General features: G+C 59.0%; 18 protein-coding genes. 6 read left to right on the plus strand and 12 right to left on the minus strand.

Annotated elements, in window-relative coordinates; genetic code table 11:
• The first annotated feature begins 231 nt into the window (after positions 1–231).
• The 4 genes from queF to M7439_RS01095 all read left to right on the plus strand — a co-directional run bounded on the left by queF (position 232) and on the right by M7439_RS01095 (position 3669).
• A complete protein-coding gene (queF, locus tag M7439_RS01080; RefSeq protein ID WP_298345484.1) occupies positions 232–696 on the plus strand; it encodes a preQ(1) synthase in 465 nt (154 codons plus the stop codon).
• 34 nt (positions 697–730) lie between these two features.
• On the plus strand, positions 731–1300 hold the full coding sequence (locus M7439_RS01085; RefSeq protein WP_298345486.1) for a VUT family protein: 570 nt from the start codon (positions 731–733) through the stop codon (positions 1298–1300).
• Between the two features lie 48 nt (positions 1301–1348).
• Positions 1349–2248 (plus strand): DMT family transporter, encoded by a 900-nt coding sequence (locus tag M7439_RS01090; RefSeq protein WP_298345488.1) that lies wholly within the window; start codon positions 1349–1351, stop codon positions 2246–2248.
• A 209-nt stretch (positions 2249–2457) separates the two neighbouring features.
• Entirely contained in the window at positions 2458–3669 is a 1212-nt protein-coding gene (locus M7439_RS01095; protein ID WP_298345490.1) for a glycosyltransferase, read from the plus strand.
• A gap of 187 nt (positions 3670–3856) precedes the next feature.
• Here the strand turns inward: M7439_RS01095 and M7439_RS01100 are convergent, their stop codons facing one another.
• The gene (locus M7439_RS01100) at positions 3857–4585 is read right to left on the minus strand and encodes a hypothetical protein (RefSeq protein WP_298345492.1); all 729 of its coding nucleotides are present in this window, start codon (positions 4583–4585) and stop codon (positions 3857–3859) included.
• A 139-nt stretch (positions 4586–4724) separates the two neighbouring features.
• Between M7439_RS01100 and M7439_RS01105 the strand changes: the two genes are divergently transcribed.
• The gene (locus M7439_RS01105) at positions 4725–5420 is read left to right on the plus strand and encodes a hypothetical protein (RefSeq protein WP_298345495.1); all 696 of its coding nucleotides are present in this window, start codon (positions 4725–4727) and stop codon (positions 5418–5420) included.
• Between the two features lie 610 nt (positions 5421–6030).
• Here M7439_RS01105 and M7439_RS01110 read toward each other — a convergent pair.
• The 10 genes from M7439_RS01110 to argC form a co-directional block, all read right to left on the minus strand.
• Positions 6031–7224 (minus strand): ATP-binding protein, encoded by a 1194-nt coding sequence (locus M7439_RS01110; RefSeq protein WP_298345498.1) that lies wholly within the window; start codon positions 7222–7224, stop codon positions 6031–6033.
• A gap of 615 nt (positions 7225–7839) precedes the next feature.
• Positions 7840–9240, minus strand: a complete 1401-nt coding sequence (gene argH / locus M7439_RS01115; protein ID WP_298345501.1) for an argininosuccinate lyase — start codon at positions 9238–9240, stop codon at positions 7840–7842.
• Entirely contained in the window at positions 9237–10430 is a 1194-nt protein-coding gene (locus tag M7439_RS01120; protein WP_298345504.1) for an argininosuccinate synthase, read from the minus strand. The genes argH and M7439_RS01120 overlap by 4 nt, the downstream gene beginning before the upstream one ends.
• A gap of 11 nt (positions 10431–10441) precedes the next feature.
• On the minus strand, positions 10442–10873 hold the full coding sequence (locus M7439_RS01125; protein WP_298348910.1) for a hypothetical protein: 432 nt from the start codon (positions 10871–10873) through the stop codon (positions 10442–10444).
• A gap of 165 nt (positions 10874–11038) precedes the next feature.
• Entirely contained in the window at positions 11039–11506 is a 468-nt protein-coding gene (argR, locus tag M7439_RS01130; protein WP_298345509.1) for an arginine repressor, read from the minus strand.
• Entirely contained in the window at positions 11506–12651 is a 1146-nt protein-coding gene (locus M7439_RS01135; RefSeq protein ID WP_298345512.1) for an ornithine carbamoyltransferase, read from the minus strand. The genes argR and M7439_RS01135 overlap by 1 nt, the downstream gene beginning before the upstream one ends.
• Entirely contained in the window at positions 12648–13802 is a 1155-nt protein-coding gene (locus M7439_RS01140; RefSeq protein ID WP_298345515.1) for an aspartate aminotransferase family protein, read from the minus strand. The genes M7439_RS01135 and M7439_RS01140 overlap by 4 nt, the downstream gene beginning before the upstream one ends.
• A complete protein-coding gene (argB, locus tag M7439_RS01145) occupies positions 13799–14668 on the minus strand; it encodes an acetylglutamate kinase (RefSeq protein ID WP_298345518.1) in 870 nt (289 codons plus the stop codon). The genes M7439_RS01140 and argB overlap by 4 nt, the downstream gene beginning before the upstream one ends.
• On the minus strand, positions 14665–15846 hold the full coding sequence (argJ, locus tag M7439_RS01150; RefSeq protein ID WP_298345521.1) for a bifunctional glutamate N-acetyltransferase/amino-acid acetyltransferase ArgJ: 1182 nt from the start codon (positions 15844–15846) through the stop codon (positions 14665–14667). Before argJ ends, argB begins: the two co-directional genes overlap by 4 nt.
• Complete coding sequence (argC, locus tag M7439_RS01155; protein WP_298345524.1) at positions 15843–16862, minus strand: N-acetyl-gamma-glutamyl-phosphate reductase; 1020 nt, start codon at positions 16860–16862, stop codon at positions 15843–15845. The genes argJ and argC overlap by 4 nt, the downstream gene beginning before the upstream one ends.
• A 92-nt stretch (positions 16863–16954) precedes the next feature.
• Here argC and M7439_RS01160 point away from each other — a divergent pair, with 92 nt between their 5' ends.
• Positions 16955–17326, plus strand: coding sequence for a DUF805 domain-containing protein (locus M7439_RS01160; RefSeq protein ID WP_298345527.1), 372 nt, complete (start codon positions 16955–16957; stop codon positions 17324–17326).
• 26 nt (positions 17327–17352) lie between these two features.
• Here the strand turns inward: M7439_RS01160 and M7439_RS01165 are convergent.
• Positions 17353–17901, minus strand: a 549-nt coding sequence (locus M7439_RS01165) for a class F sortase (protein WP_308464345.1), incomplete at its 5' end; no start/stop codon positions are given.

A 17901-nucleotide genomic window follows, 5' to 3' on the forward strand; every position in this document is an offset into this window, starting at 1 on the left:
AAGGCTGCACCCTGCAGATCACTGACGGCAGCGAACTCTTCGAGCTCGGCATCGTCGAGTGCGTCACAATCCTTTGTAGTCAGTTCGATTGCCATCAAACACGCTCCCTTTGGATCGGCTGGGAACAAGTCTAGTCGGCGAAACGCATGAGTTGACCTCACGGTACTAGACCGGCTCCTCGTGCCCTACACTCGATAGCAAAACGGAGACCAACCTAGGAAGGACACCGCTGTGACCGAAGGCCTTACCCAGCTCGGGACGCCCACGCAGTACCACTACGAGGACCCAAACCCGGCCATGCTTGAGGCGTTCCCGAACCCTCATCCTGGGACAGATTTTGTCATCCGGCTCATCGCAACCGAGTTCACCAGCCTCTGTCCGATCACCGGTCAACCCGATTACGGATCACTCGTGATCGACTATATCCCCGATGAGCTCTGCGTCGAGAGCAAGAGTCTTAAGCTCTACCTGGTGAGTTATCGCAACCACGGCTCGTTTCACGAGTCCTGTGTGAATACGATCGCCGATGATCTCAACGGACTCCTCTCCCCCAAGTTCCTCCGGATCTTTGGCGACTTCAACCCCCGCGGGGGTATCGCCATCAAACCGATGGTTGAGCGTCTCGCCCCCACCGCCTCTCGGTCCGATGCTCTTGCCCTCATCGCGAGCTATAACCAGGTTGCCTCGCTCGCGTGAGCCGATCGTTAACCCAAACGACGAAGGTTCCCTGTTGAAGCGGCTCTCCTGGGGGGCCTGGCTGGCCCTTGGTGTCTACATTGGGGCTATCGTCGGCTCCAACTGGATGATCGCCCACGTCGGAACCCCGATTCCTGGTGCCCATGTTCTCCCCGTTGGCTTCGGACTTGAGGCGCCATCGGGGGTCTATCTGGCAGCGGTCGCCTTCGTCGCACGCGACTACGTCCAGCGCCTCGCTGGTCCAAAGGCCGGCATCGCCGCTATCTTCATCGGTGCGCTCGTCTCCGCACTCGTCTCTACCCCACAGCTCGCCGTCGCCTCAGGCGTCACCTTCCTCCTCTCTGAGTCGACTGACTTTATGATCTTCACCCCGCTACAGCGCTGGAACTTGGCCGCCTCTGTCCTCATCGCCGGACTCTTCGCCGAAGTCGTTGACTCTGTCGTCTTCCTGACACTGGCTGGAATTCCACTCGGAGTGGCGCTAGAGGGCCAACTCGTTGGCAAGCTGTGGGTGATCCTGCTAGGCACCGCACTGACATGGTATCTCCGACGACGCCCATCGCTTCAGTCATCACATCGAAATCTTGATTACGACCGGAGTTGACCTCCGCTCGAAGGGAGACAGCCCCGGCGAACACTAGACTGACCTGCGGTGAAGGCGAGCACACAGGGGTTTTTGGCGTTGGCTCTCTCCTCAGCAATCTGGGGTGGGATGTACGTTGCGAGTGATGCCCTCATGCGCACGATGCCACCGTTAGTAGTACTCGAGTTCCGCGAGGGCATCTCTGCGATAATCTTGGTTTTTATCGCAGCCAGAGGTCGACAACTCCATATCGAACGACGAGACTACCTACCCATGTTCGGCGTAGGCGTCATCGGCTTTAGCGTCTCCATCGGATTCCAGTTCTACGGTACGCACGCTGCAGGCGCTGCGCTTGGCTCCCTCGTCACCGCATCGTCACCAATTCTCATCGCCCTGCTCGGTGCCTTCATTCTGAAAGAACACGTCCCCTTACGACGATGGCTCGCCATCGCGCTTGCTTTCGTTGGCGTCATCGTGATCGTCGGGACACCCGCACCCGGCAAGGACACCACCCTCGGCGTATCATTGCTTCTGGTAGCGGCGGTCTGCTGGTCGCTCTACACCATTGGGTCCACCTCGCTGCTGAACCGCTATAGTGCCCTGACGGTAGTCACCCTCGCTTGCACCGTAGGCGCGATCACCTCACTCCCCTTCGCAACCGTGGCCTACTTCCATGCACGCCATCCTCTCCCTATGAACCTCGCCCAGTGGGGAGAAGTACTCTATATCAGCGTGGTCGGCATGGCGCTCGCCTTCTTCCTCTGGGTGTGGGGCTTCAAGCACGTCAGCGCCTCCCGCGGTGGCGTACTGCTCCTCTTCCAACCACTCGTGGGTATCATCCTCGGGGTCGTCCTCCTCGGCGAGACGATCACCATCGGAACGCTCGCCGGCGCCATCCTCGTCTGCGTCGGTGTCACCCTCGCCGTCTTAGAGCGCAAGCCTCCACTCGCGCTGGAGCCAACCCCCTAACTCCGATAGCATGACCCCGCCGAGACCGATACACCACGTTGTACCAAAACGATTGCAACGCGAAAGGCCCCAATGCGAAAGGCCCCAATGCGAAAGATCCCAGTATGAGAGATCCCAGCACAGCCAGACCAACGGTTGGCGACAACCCCAGGGTCAATGTTCAACGGTTGCTTGGCGACGACAGCCCGGCAAAGATTCGATGATCGCTCGTGGGTGAGCAGATAGCTCGGGAGTCCGTCCAACTAACGCGCCAAGATGGTCAGCGGCTCGGTTCACTCATCGTTGATCCACGAGGCACTGAACTCCTCGCTGTCGCGGGTGATCTCCCATGCGAGTTTGCTACCGACCATCCTGGTGCGTATGGGCCACTGATCGCAGCTGGAGTTTTGGTTCCCTCATCTGGATCGCTGCGCACTCCCACCATCTCGGTAGTGATACCAGCACGTAATCCTCCCCCTGATAGCTTTGCCACCTTGGTGGGGAATCTTGTCGCCTCGCCCTGGGTGGATGAAGTCATTGTCGTCGACGATGCCTCCCAGAGCCCGATCGACATCGACATCGACGGCATCGTCATCGTACGCAACACGGTATCCCTTGGTCCTGGGGCAGCACGCAACCTGGGTGCACAAAAGAGCACGAATGAGGTACTGCTCTTCATCGATGCGGATATCGTCAGCATCGATGAAGAGCTCTTCTCCCTCCTCAAACTGCTCACCAACCACCAAATCGTCGCGCTCGCTCCACGGGTGATCGAGGAGGGCCACCTCTCTCCCCTCGACCTTGGCCCCTCACCGACGATGGTCGATGGCAAGCACCTCAATCATCTGCCGGGCGCCGTCCTTGCGATCGATCGGCGGCACTTCGAGGCTGTCGGTGGCTTTGGGGAGGATCTACGCCTCGGCGAGGATGTTGACCTGATCAACCGCCTCCGTCATCCTGACCACCTAGTCATCTACGCACCAAACAGCGTCTGTGTGCACCACCATCAACCCTTGTTCACCCGACTCATCAAGACGGCCACCTATGGATACTCAGTAGGCCACCTGCGGAGAAGAACTGACCTCACACTCATCCCTCAGCTAAGAGACGCTCCCTCCCTTGCCTGGGTCGTCTTCGCACCCTTTACGACAGCGACACTCGCCGCCCTCAACCTCACCAACCACCTCAGCAAGCGACTCGCGCGTAGCCAACAGATCAAGGCTTCGATCCTGCTGCTCGACCGGCAGTTCCTGGCCAACGCATCGCTCATCGTGCGTCAGCTCGGGCTACCCATGGCGTTGTCGTCGCTCGTATCGGGCCATCTGCGGCGCTCCTTCACGGCTGCCCTGATCATAGAGGTACTCCATCAAGGGATCACCGCGACGCTCTACGATCTGGCCTACTCAATTGGGCTCTGGCTGTCAATCGGGCTTGAGAACTGAGCCGATCGACCAACACAGCTACCACCAAATGAACCGATCCCAAACCGTGTCAACAACAACCAGAGGCCAACCGTGTCATCGGGCGCCGTGGTCCTCTCCAGCAAGCCCGTCCCTCACTCCTCCTTAGCCTTTGACTAGAGGTGGGTGCACAGATGACGTGAAATGCTTGAAGATGCCAGTGGTGCCGTTATGGTGCTGCGATTGGACCCACACCACCGACAGCGGTGATCTGGAAAACCTCCGAGTCACCTGTCAGATGCAAAGCAGTCGCGCTGGCACCACCAGTAACCCCCTGGGCAAAGAGAAGTAAAGCGCCATTGGATGCGACACAGGCTTGATCACCGATCGTAATATAGCCATTCTTCGGCGTTCCAAGGTTGTAGATGGTTCCACTTTGGCCAGCCACAGTGCACGAGCCGCCCTTTCGAACCTGTTCTCCATACACATGCGTCATACCGATCAACGCCTGAGCAGAGACATACTGTCCATTGAGGTGATGAATGCCCTCTGGGGTAGCGAAGGTCGTCGTCGTAACGCCCGACAATCCAGAGACAGTTCCGTATCCCTTGCCATCCACGTCATAATTTGTCACCGCAGGCGAACTAGCCTGCAATCGCCAATCGGTGAGGGAGTGAACGGCGCCAGTAAAGGTTATGGTCGCTCCGCCCGCAGCAGCCGAGTAGGTGAAGGCGTAGTTGGTGTAGCTAGCCAACTTCGAGAGTGAAAACTCTGTGCCACTGGTGGGCGCCGAAGGGGACGAATTCGCCGAAGACGAACTGTTCGACGACTGAGAAGGCGTTGACTTCGCCGACGAGGAGGTGCTGGTCGCGGTGGCTCCAGCCGAGCCACAGGCTGCCAGTGAGAAGGCAAGCGCACCACAGGTGACCCCCATCATAAGAGAACGCTGAATTTGCATAGTGCCACATTAGCGATAGATTTCCCTGGCCATGCACCGTACGGACAACATTTGGCCTAATCCGCATCCTTCCCACGCCACCAGGCCTCTTCTGACGCTTAGGTGGATCGATTCACCACCCAACTGGTAGTATTCGCATATGAGTCAAGATGTGACAATCGATACCGTGCTCGAAGCGTTCCTTGATGATCAGCAGAGTCGAGTCTCAGCTCGCACGATGCGCAACTACGCGGATGTGATTGTCCTCCTTCGTCACTCGCTGAACGGTTATGCCTATCAGTCCCTTGAGGAGACTGACATGGGGCGCTTTCAGGAGGCGCTCAATGCTGGTGACTATGAGGCGTTCTGCCGCCTCTTTGGTCCAGAACACATCACTGAGCACTTTGGAGAGTTCTTCGGCTACTTCATGGTCAAGAAGGTGCTGGCCAGCCAGGAGCTGCTGCGCTCGTCAGCCACGGTCGCAAAGAAGCTCGCCACTTGGTTATACGAACACGGTTATGTAAGTACGGAGGAACGGGACCTCGGTTTGGACTGGGCACGTGCTGCGCGCGATCTCCCTCGTGCCGAACACCTCGCCAACCTGCTGTACCGACAGTGCAGTAAAGCTCCAGTCTTCAATCTCAACGCCATAGACTCCGGGGACATTATCGAGGACCGCCTTATGATTGAGCGCGTGGAACCAGGCGCGCTGTACTTTGCAGGGGGGATAGGCCCCCTCGCTGTCTCCGAAGAGGCATCAGCACTCGCCAAGATAGGCTGGGAGGTCTATCTCACACTTGCACGCATCGCTGGGACATGGTGGGCGATCGAAGTCGGCAACGTCTATGCAATGTGACGATCTCCGCGATCCACGCTGAGACCATCCGACACCTCTACGAGTACGACCAGAACTCATGCAAAAAAACGCCGTCATCATGGAAGAAAGCGGGCGAACACAAGCAACGGTAGCCAAACACTGTGGCGTTACTCACCCGAGGACGAACGATCTTCTCCGTAGCTGAGTATCGCGTATCTCCCTTGACGAGTTACCGGCGATGCCATGGTAGCTATTACGACGGTTAGCGATCACCAGGTTCCCGTGCAACTGGAGGTGGCACATTGTACTAGCCCGAAGTTCCCCCTGGAAGTACTTCACCCCAGGTGAGCGGCCTTTCTACATGCCTACGGTAGCCAGGAACTTTTGGAATAAGTCCAGGTAGGACGGCTTCAGGGGATAACTTCAGACTAGCTCAACTACCAGATACTCGTCCTCCTCGCCTATTTCGAAGAGGTGCGGGACTCGAGGAGAGCCACACTCGCCAACCTCCGGACTGAGATCAGCCGTGTTGGGGTCGAGAAGGATGATCGGGGAAAAGCCTATGCCCAACCCCCGAGAAGCGGCTTTGACGCTCCCGTCGGTCGCGCCCACAAGTGAGCGATCGTGCCTCGTTCGAACACAGCTAGCGTTATGGCTTCGTTGAACGGGTCGGTTCTATCACCGATCTCCGGAGATACTCGGCAAAGAGAGGCACACTGAAGGCAGTCTCACCATAGTCACTGGACCAGATCATCCCCTTGCCCATCAGGCGACCGCGAATTGGCGCTGCTCGCTGTAGGGTCATGCCCAGAGCAGTGGCGATGTCACTCGATCGATAGGGCCCTGATCCTAGGTCGGCCATGGCTCGAAGGTATTGTCTTTCTTGGGCGGTCAACCTACCCATGCGGACTCCAAAGAAGGATGCGTCGAGCTTTGTCTGGACGCCCCTATCTGCCAGCATGACATCCTTATGGGAGATTATCGGCCCCGCCGCACTATTCCAGACACCGAAACCCCATTCCTGTAGGAAATAGGGATAGCCCTGTGAACGCGCCAAAATCTCATCCACAGCACGTTCATCAAACCTAATGCCGGATTGTTCAGCGGGAACGATCAGCGCTCGTGTAGCATCACTCGTGTCAAGTGATCCGATCTCGAGGAATTGAAAGAGTCGTTCGGCGTACGTCTTCACGTCGCCCGCCTTCCCTTTGATGGTTGGGAGGCCAGCACCCACCGCCATCACCGGGAGCTTGAGCTGCGAGCACCGATGCAGACCCATAATCAAGGCGCGGAACACGTCATCGGGCAGATTCTGTAGTTCATCGATTGCAAGGACTACTCCACGTTTGTGCTCTCGGGCGGCTTGTCCAACAGAGACGAAAAGGTCTACAAAGTCTTCCCTGAGATCACCAGAGTCTCCCGTGCCACTGAGCGGTTCCGCATCGAGTCCAAGCGTAACGCCACGTGGTGCGAAGGTGACGCGAACGGAGGCCACAACCCGCAACGCAACCGCCAGAGCCCCTCGTCCCCAGCTCTCTTGAGGTGCCAACTTATAGAGAGCACTCCGCATTCGACGGGCCAACACATCTGGCGTAAGGGTGTCTTGATCGGCTTCCAAGTGTTCGGTGACTGCGCCAGCGGCCGTAGCCTGTGCCTCGAATACGTTCAGAAGCACCGTCTTGCCAACTCCGCGGAGGCCAACAAGGACCGTGCTCTGTCCAGGCATACCTCGAACCAAGCGCTTGGCAGTACTACCGAACTGTTCGATCAGGCCATCGCGCCCAGTGAGTTCCGGGGGTGGCGTTCCCGCCCCTGGATTATAAGGATTCTCTGCCGGGTTCATATACAAAGTTTAACATGATTTATCAAGCTTATCAGGCCAATGAGGTTGCGCAACGAAGCGAGGCTCGGAGACCGCCTTCACCAGCTTCAATTCCGTCATCCCAGAAAAATCTCGCCGCACCGTTGGTGGGCTACTCGCGCCCTCATTCAACCTTCCCGCCACGAGACTCGAGCCGGTAGAGTGCATGTGTTTCAAACCTCGCATCCAAGCAGTTCTTGGAATTCGCCATCCCACATCGCTCCAACTGAAGTTCTACCCACGTCAACCAGCCGGGTACGCTCCGTTCCCCTTCGTCGAAGCACGAATCATGTCGATTGATCGCCGCAGTCGTCACCCAATGGCATGGGCCTGCCCTCCCACCACAACCGACATAGACGCTCCCTGCAAGCAGCCGCTCTTGATTACCGTCCGAGAGGGCATCAACTTCGTTATCCAATGCGTCTACCTCTGATTCTGTCCTGACACTCAGAGATGCTCGCGAAGATGTTGAACCCCCCCCAAGACTTGATCGGCCTGCTGTGAAAAGCTCCGGCTCGCTGGGACGCGAATCCCCCACGCGCAGTGTACCCAGTCTTCTCTGTACCCAGTCTTCTCTGAGCCCAGTCTTCTCTGTGCTCAGTCCTCTAGATCGGGGTTCAAGCTCGCAACCACACCCGTGAGGTCGTGCAGTTCCTGGCGATAACGCTTGAGTTGGGCGACGACAGAATCAATCGATGCACCACCTGCCGCCGAACGGCGACGCACCGCGGCATCTGCTTCGATCAACGACATCGCCTCCTCTCCGAGCTGGGGATGTGCTCCGACTAGTTCACGCAAGGGCACCCTGCGCTCGAGCGAGTCACGGACCAGCCCAGCGGCGATCCCATGAGCTCTACGGAAGGGCACTCCGTTGGTCACCAGATACTCTGCGATATCGATCGCCTGGAGGTACTCAGACGATGCAGCAGCCCGCAACCGCTCGTAATCGAAGGTCATAGTCGAGACCATGCCGTGGAAGGCAACCAGTTCGCGGACCATCTGTTCGACCGAGTCAAAGAGTGGCTCTTTGTCCTCCTGCAGGTCGCGGTTATAGGTCAAAGGGGTGCCTTTAAGAGTGACGAGAAGCGAGACGAGATTGCCGATATAGCGACCAGTCTTGCCCCGCGCAAGCTCCGCGATGTCCGGGTTCTTCTTCTGGGGCAGCATGGAGGAGCCGGTGGAGTAGGAGTCATCGAGACGGAAGAAGCCAAACTCCTCGGTGGTAAACATCACGATCTCTTCGGCAAAGCGGGAGAGGTGAACTCCGAGCAAGGCGATATCAAAGAGAATCTCGACGACGAAGTCTCGATCAGAGACCGCATCAAAGCTGTTCATAAAGGCCGCGGCAAAGCCAAGCTCAGTCGCGGTGAACTCCGGGTCAATCGCCAGCGTGGTACCGGCAAGAGCACCTGCACCCAGTGGCGAGACATCCATACGACCATAGGTCGCGAGCAAACGATCCAGATCACGGCGGAGTGCCCAGCCATGCGCAAGGAGGTAGTGGCCGATCGGTACCGGCTGTGCCCGCTGGGTGTGGGTATAACCAGGCATAACCGCGTCCCCCGCAGCCTCAGCAACATCGGCGATCATCGTGAGAAAGTCGATCACACCCTGAGCGATCGCAAAGATCGCACTGCGACCATAGAGACGAAGATCGAGGGCAATCTGATCATTGCGCGAGCGTCCAGAGTGGAGTTTGGCACCGGCATCGCCGATCAACTCCGTCACCCGCCGCTCGACGGCGGTATGGATATCCTCATCGGAGGGGAGAAATTGGAAACTTCCCGTCTCAAGCTCGGCGTAGACGCTGTCAAGCGCCTCCAGGAGCGAGACACTCTCCTCCTCACTCAACAACTTGGCGCGCGTGAGTCCAACAACGTGGGCACGGGATCCTTGGATATCAAAACGCCAGAGCTTCTGATCGAAGGAGAGGCTTTCGGTGAAGGCAAGAAGCGCATCCGCGGGGGGTGCGCTCAGCCGGCTCTGCCATAGGGTCATGGCTGTACTCTACCCTGTCGCTTGGACCAAGTCTCAAGCCCTAAACCGAAGATCTTCACAAATCCCTCGGCATCGAGGTGGTTGAAGGTATCGGCCCTAGCATAGGTGGCAAGCTCGTAGTCATAGAGCGAAAGTGGACTGCGCCTCCCGTCCACGACAAACCCATTGGGAGAGAACCGTACCCGCACCTCTCCGGTGACGACGGTGGATGCCTCCTCCATGAAGGCATCGAGTGCCATACGCAGCGGGGAGTACCAGAGGCCGTCATAGACGAGCGTCGCCCACTGGAGACCCAACTCGATCTTGGCATGCGCAAGCTCGCGCTCCAGGGTAATATCCTCGAGTTGGCGATGCGCCTCAAGGAGCACCGTCGCCGCCGGAGCCTCATAGACCTCACGCGATTTGATACCCACTCGACGGTTCTCGACCATGTCGATCCGGCCAATCCCATAGCTCCCTGCGATCGCGTTCAAGCGGGTGATGAGGAGATAGAGGGGCAACTCCTCCCCATCCAGGGAGACAGGAACCCCCTTGTTGAACCCGATGACGATGCTCTCAGGGACCGAACCATGAGGAAGCGTGTAGGCATAGATGTCCGAGGGTGGAGAGTTCCAGGGATCCTCCATCTCACCACACTCGATGGCGCACCCCCAGAGGTTCTGATCGATCGAGTAGGGGTTCGCCCGGTTGGCATTGATCTGCACACCGTGTGTGAGCCCGTAGTCGATAGAGTCCTCACGGGCGAATCCCCACTCGCGCACCGGAGCAAGGACCTCGAGATCCGGTGCGAGCGTTCGGATCGCCACCTCAAAACGCACCTGATCGTTTCCTTTACCGGTACATCCGTGAGCGACGGCGTCCGCTCCATGGCGGCGCGCTACCTCGACGAGGTGCTTGGAGATGATCGGGCGCGACAGCGAAGAGACGAGTGGATAGCGGTTCTCATAGAGCGCTCCAGCGCGAATCGCCCGGGCGATGAACTCGTTGGCGAACTCATCTTGGACCTCAACGACCTCTGCGACCTTGGCACCGGTGGCGAGGGCACGCACGCGTACCTCCTCGAGGTCCTCCTGCTGACCGACGTCGACCGAACAGGCGATCACCTCGTATCCCTTCTCAACCTGCAACCACTTCAGCGCTACTGAAGTATCCAGTCCCCCGGAATAGGCAAGTACCACTGTCTTTGTCATCACATCTCCTCTTACTCAAAAACCGACGAACCAGCTACCACCGGTCCGATCACTCGACTGGGCTGACAAATCTCTACGACCGCCACGCCATCAATCGTCACACCAACAAATCGACTCAGGGGCACGCTCCTTGGCGCACCGCCATCGTCCTCTCTCGCCAACGCCAGGTACAGCCTGTCCTCACCCTTAGGGTTCACTCTTGCGAGGTGCACATCGAGGTCGTAGGCTCCAAACCCGGAGATGACCCAACCACAGCGTAGCGACGCCCCACGTGCCCGCATTCCCTCACGACTCGCCGATCCTTGCCCATCGCGTGGCGAACGTCTGCTCGTTGGTAGATCCTGTTCGCTTACCTGTCCCACTGGCGCCGGTTCTGGCGGTGTTGGTTCCGACTGTAGCGGTTCTGGCTGTACCAGTTCTGATGACACCCATTCCGGTACCATCTCTTCTAGTGGTGCCCTCAATGGTGCTATTACCTCGGCCACTTCTAGTGACAGGTCTGTTAGATCTATCACTGCTAGCTCGGGCATCGATCACTCTGTGGCTGATCACGCTGTCGCTGGTCGCTCTGCGCGCACCCGTTCGAGACTGTCTTGAGTCAACTTCTCTCATCCGGGTAGGCCTGCCACCTCTCGCATGAGCTTGGCGAGGTGATCACCCCCCATTGGCAGATCGGCGAGCACCAAGACCGTGTCGTCTCCGGCGACCGTGCCGAGCACGCCATCGGGACGCGTGCGATCGAGCGCTGAGGCGACGACGTGAGCACAGCCTGGCGGCGTCTTTAGCATCACCAGATCCCCAGAGTTCACCACCTCGACAACCCACTCGCCAAGCACCCGCTTTAGGTACCCCTCGGTGCTGATCTGATCCCTCGGTAGATCAGGAATAGCATAGATACTGGCGCCGCCTGGACCCTTGACCTTGATGGCACCGAGTTCATCCAAGTCTCTTGAGACCGTCGCTTGGGTGGCGGTGATCCCCTCTTCAGCCAACATATCCACGAGCTGTTGCTGGGCTGAGATCGGTGCCTGACTAATTAGCTTGGCGATCCGGTACTGACGCTGATTCTTTGCCATTAATCCTCCTCACTGATGAGCCGAAAGAGTCGTTCCATCGCCACCAATCTATTTCTTGCCTGAGCCCACACCACCGAGCGCTCCGAGTCGATCACCGAGGCCGCGATCTCCATGCCACGGTGTGCCGGCAGACAGTGCATCACAAAGGCGTCCGCTGGGGCACTGAGCAGCAACTCCTCGTCGATCGCGAACCCTTCAAAGGGCTCAGTCGTTCCCGTCTCCCCCATCGAGACCCACACATCGGTATAGAGCACACGGGCCTCACGGACCGCTGCGCTGGGGTCATCAGTTAGCTCCACTCGTGACTCAGTGCCACAGAGTTTACGATAGGTCGCAAAACTCGCCACATCCTCGACCCCAAACTGATGGCCGTTGGGTGCGGCGATCGTGATGTCCCAGCCGACGGCGATCGCTGCCTTGGTGAGAGAGCGTGCAACGTTATTGGCATCCCCGAGGTACGCGATGCGAAGGCTCGGAAGTGGGGCTCCTGGTTCCACACCAAGGTGCTCAACGATGGTGATGAGGTCGGCCAGGGCCTGGGTGGGGTGTGCCCAATCCGTGAGGAGGTTGACCATCGGTCGACCATACGCCATCGCCACCTCGGCCATTCTTACAAAGGTATCGTGGGAGCGGAGTCGTGCTCCGATGAGCTGATGATGCTCACAGAGAAGGTGAGCAACATCTTCGGCACTCTCACGAGTGTCAATGCCGATCTCATCGCCGACAAAAAAGACGGGGAGCGCCCCTACCGCATAGGCCGCGCCAGCAAAGGCCGACCGGGTTCGCAGCGACGGGTGTTCAAAGACGCCGGCCATCGTTGCACCAACGAAGCGATCGGAGCCAAAGAACGTGGGCACCGAGAACTCCGCCGCCAGGCTCGCCTCGCCGCTGAGGGGATCCGCTTCCGGGGTGACGCGACTCGCGCGCCACTCCTGATCGGTCCTCGCTGGATCCTGAACCATCCCAGGAGCCGAGGCGCTCGCTCCGGCTCCACTAGGCTCATCCACGTCATCGGCCGATCGACCGGTTGAAGACTGCCGTGGGGGTTCGACACCCCCAGCGCCTGACAGGGAGCCCTCAATTGGGGGATGGAGCAGCCAGTTGATCTGCTCTACCGAGAGCGCATCGATATCGTCGACGATCACCCGAGGACCTCCCCCAAGGCACCAGCGAGTAGCTCACACCCTTGTGTCAACTCCGGCTCTGAGATGATGAGCGGAGGGAGCAGCCGTAAGCGATCAGCTTTGGGGGCGTTCAGAATGAGTCCGGCGGCAAAAGCTCTCTCCACCACCTCCTTGGCGACCGGCGCGGAAAGCTGCAGCCCTAACATCAGTCCTCTCCCCTCGACTTGTGTCACCCCGGGGAGCGGTTTCAAGAGAGGAAGGGCGAGATCTCCAAGATGGCGAACCCTCTCGGTCATCGACGAGCGCTGCATGAACTCAATCACCGCAACCGCAGCAGTGGCTGCGATCGGATTGCCACCGAAGGTCGACCCATGATCACCCGGAAGAAAGGCGGCACCGACCTCGGGTTTCGTCACAAGGGCTCCAATCGGAATCCCGTTGCCAAGTGCCTTGGCGAGGGTGAAGAGATCAGGGACGATCCCATAGTGAGAGGAGGCCAACCACTCTCCCGTTCGACACATCCCGGTCTGGATCTCATCGGCCACCAGCAAAATGCCATCCTCTTGTTGGGCTCTGATCAGTGCTTCGGCGAAGGCATCCCCAAGGGGATAGACCCCGGCCTCACCGAGGATTGGTTCAAAGAGGACGGCACCGGCCTCCGGATCGGCGAGGGCCTCTTCGAGTCCCGCCACATCATTGAGCGCCACCTCGAGAAAACCAGGCAGGAGTGGTTCAAAGGGTATCCGTTTGCCCGGTTGCATCGTTGCCGAGAGCGCTCCAAAGGTGCGTCCATGGAACGAGTTGCTCAACACCACGACCTTGGGCCGGTCTGGACGGGCTCTGCGCAGCAGTTTGAGGGCAGCCTCAATCGCTTCAGCTCCTGAGTTGCAGAAGAAGACACCAGCATCCTCAAAGGGAGCGATCTCACCGATCTTGGCAGCAGCCTCCAACCCTGGCGGTGTCGTAAAGAAGTTCGAGGTATGCCAAACGCGCCCAAGCTGGCCAACGAGCGCCTCCTGCACCACAGGGTGGGCATGTCCGAGGGAGGTGACTGCGATCCCGGAGAGGAAGTCCAAATAGCGGTGGCCCTCGTCGTCATAGAGCCAAGCACCCTGTCCTCGTACAATATTGGCCATTGGTGCCCCATAGAGCCCTAGCAGTGTTCCCGTCATCTGGACCCTCCTTCAATCATTGTCCCGACACCCTCGTCAGTCAACAACTCCAACAATAGTGAGTGAGGAACGGTTCCGTCGATCAGGTGAACTCGTTCCACCCCTCCCGTCGCGGCGCCAAGCGCCGCAGCGACCTTGGGAATCATCCCACCACGGATCTGACCACCCTCGATCAGGAGCTGCATCTCATCCACGCCGACCCTAGCGATCAGCGATCCCGGATCATCGATCTCAGATAACAGACCAGCGACGTTGGTCAAGAAGATCAACTTGGCCGCACCAAGCGCAACAGCAAGTGAGGCGGCGAAGGAGTCGGCGTTCACATTCAACAATCCCCCACTCGTCTCGACCCCGAGGCTTGCCACCACCGGTATTACACCGCTCTCGACTAACTCGGTCACCACCTGGCTCTGGACCCGTCGAATCTCGCCAACAAAGCCGAGCTCGTCTGAGATCCTCGTGGCGATGGCCAATGAGCTGTCGGCCCCAGAGAGGCCGACCGCTGCAGCGCCCTGGCAACCAAGAGCGGTCACGATCGCTGGGTTGACGGTGCCAAGGAGCGCCATCCTTACCACCTCGAGCATCGCCGCATCCGTCACCCGCAGTCCATGCACAAACGAAGGCGTCAGACCAAGGCGATCGGCGAGTTGGTCGATCTGTGGCCCTCCGCCATGGACAATGACCGGGCGCATCCCGACCGATCGCATGAGCGCGACGTCTTGGGCTAACTCCGTGAGCGAGGCCGCCGCATCGCCAAGTACATTCCCCCCATACTTGATCACGATGATCTGGCCATGGAACTGGCGGATATAGGGCAGCGCCTCGACGAGGGTGCGCGCACGGAGCTGCGGATCTGAGGTGATCACGAGGTCCCCCGGTTCTCCTCAAGATAGCCATGTCCAATGTCGGCCGTTAAGACCTCCACGCTCTCAGAACCCCTACCCAAGTCGATCTCGATGACAATTTCGCGTTCACCCATACGGTGATCGAGGCGACGCCGATCCGCCACACTCAGCTCGGCGCTCGCATCGAGCCCACCCTGACACACCTGCACCCCTTGATAGGAAACTGAGACGCGACCCATATCGGCCTCCGGTAGTGCGTTGCCGACCTCGGCCAGCACCCGCCCCCAATAGGGATCACCTCCAAGCAACGAACACTTCACCAGCAGCGAACTTGCAACGCCACGGGCACAGCGCTCCGCCTCAGCGACGCTTGCTCCCCCGATGACGCGGATGCGCCCAACCCTGCTCCCGCCCTCGGCATCAGAGACGATCGCGTAGGCCAACTGCGCAGCGACCTCGAGGAGGCTCTCCTCAAAGTCAGGACCTGGCTCAGCTCCTACCTCCGAGGCCAGGAGAACGACAGTATCGTTCGTGGAGGTGCACCCATCGATGGTGATGCGGTTAAAGGTCTGATCGACAACCCAGCTGAGCGCGCTCTGGGCTCGCTCAGGCGTCAAGCTCGCATCCGTCGTGAGCACACAGAGCATCGTCGCCATATTCGGTGCGATCATCGCTGCCCCTTTGGCCATTCCACCCACCCGGAAACCAGCACCAGCCTTCTGGGCCTCCTTGGCGAAGGTATCGGTCGTACGAATCGCATGGGCCGCCCGCTCTCCCGCATGTGGATCACTACCGAGTTCGCCACCGAGGAGCTCAAGTCCTGGTTCAATCCGTTCAGCGGGAAACGGAATCCCGATCAGCCCAGTAGAACACACGAGGTACCCATCAGCTCCGCCCCCAAACTGATTCGCAGCTGAGGAGACCATGAGTCGTGCCGCCGCGAGCCCTGGCTCACCCGTGAGCGCATTCGCATTCCCCGAGGAGAGGACCACTCCCCTTACTCGACCCTTTGAGGTACGGAGGTGATCGCGGGAGACCTGCACCGGTGCCGCCGCGGCTGCACTCTGGGTGAAGACGGCCGCACCGACGTGTGCTCCCCCATCGGCAAAGCCGACGAAGGCCAGATCTAGCCCTCCATCTGGTTTGATCCCAGATGCGACGCCGGCGGCTCGGATCCCCTCTGGAAACGTCACACTCATGGCCATACTCCTAACTGATCGAGTCCGAGCTCCTCAGGCCAACCCTGTGAGACGTTCAGGGCTTGGATCGCTTGACCCGCAGCCCCCTTAACAAGATTATCGATCGCCGAGATCACCACGTACCGATTTGTCCTCGGATCGTATACAGGGTGAATCGCAATGTAGTTCGTACCTAAGACATCGCGAGTTCCGGGAGGTTGATCGACCACACGGACAAACGGCGAGTCCGCATAGAACTCGCGATAGAGATCAATCAAGGCTTGGCCCACGAAGGGTCGAGCTTCAACGGACGGCACCGCATACGACGTCGTCAAGATTCCACGGGTGATGGGAGCGAGATGTGGGGTGAAGAGGACCCTTCTCCCCAAGTTCATCTCCATCTCTCCAGTGTGGCGATGGTCAAGGAGACCATAGGCGGAGAGGTTCTCGTTCACGCTGACAAAGTGCGTCGAGGCCTTGAGTCCCTTACCAGCCCCTGAGACGCCCGAATAGCCGTCGACGATCACGAGATCATCACCAAGGTGTGATCGCATCGCAAGAGGCCACAGCCCGAGGCTCGCGGCCGTTACATAGCACCCAGGGACCGCGATCAACCGCGCCCCCATGAGTTCTACTCGCTGAACCTCAACGAGTCCGTAGACACGTTCGCTCAACAGTTCACTTGCCAAATGAGATAACCCATACCAGGTCTTATAGGTCCCTACATCACGGAAACGAAAATCCGCCCCAAGGTCAACCACGATGCGACCCTGGCCCAAGAATTCCGGCGCCAACTCCTGGCTCCTCCCATGTGGGAGCGCAAGAAACACGACCTCGGCTCCACGAGGATCTGAACCCACCGGATCAACGACAAGCTCATCAACACCACTGTGAACACCCGGAACGATAGCGCGCAGTAACGCGCCTGCTGAATCCTGTCCCTGAACCGCAACAAGCTCGAGACGTGGATGCCACAACGCCAGCTGACACACGATCTGACCGACGTACCCCGAAGCACCAACTACCGCTACCTTCATGAATCATAAGTATACGTTCCATCGCATACTCATACGGCCCAACAATCCCAAGATGGTCTTCCTGGTAAGATAACCAATAAAAAGGAGCGCCAATGACCTTCATCCAGGCCTATGAACAGATGTGGCTCAACTACACAAACTTTCGTGGGCGCGCGAACCGCCCAGCGTACTGGAAGGCAGTCGCTGTCAACCTAGCCCTTTCAATCGTCTTCCTCTTGGTCACCGGTCACTCACCCATCGCCGGCACCATTGCTGATCTCTACAGCCTTGCAGCGTTCATCCCAGGCCTCGCCCTCACCATACGCCGGCTTCACGACACCAATCACAGTGGCTGGTGGTGGTTGATCTGCCTCATTCCGATTGCAGGCCCCATCACCCTCCTGGTCTTCCTCGCGATGCGCCCCTATCCTGCAGAGAATAGGTGGGGGCAACCACCCAGCCAGGGCTACGCCCAGAACTACTAAACGAAGACCCACACTCAGCCGCCCCTTCACGCCATCACCGGTGACGCCTCCACGATGACGTTGTCGGCATAGGAGCCTCCCACGCCGGGGACCTCCGTGAAGGGGCCACCACAGGTCACAAGAGCAAGGGTTGGGGGACCCTGGTTGGTGAAGAGCTGGGGGTGAGCCACCGTGTTGGGGGAGAGGGTTGGTTTGGTGGTGATTTGCCAGGTGGTCTCGTGTCCACCCCAGTTGAGGATCACCTGATCCCCGGGGACGAGTTGACCGATCTCACCGAGGGCTCCCTCACCTTGGCCAACCCAATTCACGTGGCCTGCCAAGAGGGTAACGCCGGACTCTCCCGGGGTTGGGGTCTGTTCATCCCAGCCGACGTTGTGCACATCTGGAGGGATGGTGAGTGCTCCATTGGTGGGACCCTCAGCAAGGATAGGGGCAGAGATATTCAGGGCCGGGATAGAGATGGTGGCGACCTCGTTGGGGAGGGTGGGGTTCCAGGGGACCGAGGTGTAGGTGGGGCCAGCAGAGGATGTAGTGGGTTTGGCCTTGGCGAGCTTGATGGCTCGTTGGTGATCCTT

It is taken from the genome of Ferrimicrobium sp. (assembly GCF_027319265.1).
Classification (GTDB): Bacteria; Actinomycetota; Acidimicrobiia; order Acidimicrobiales; family Acidimicrobiaceae; genus Ferrimicrobium.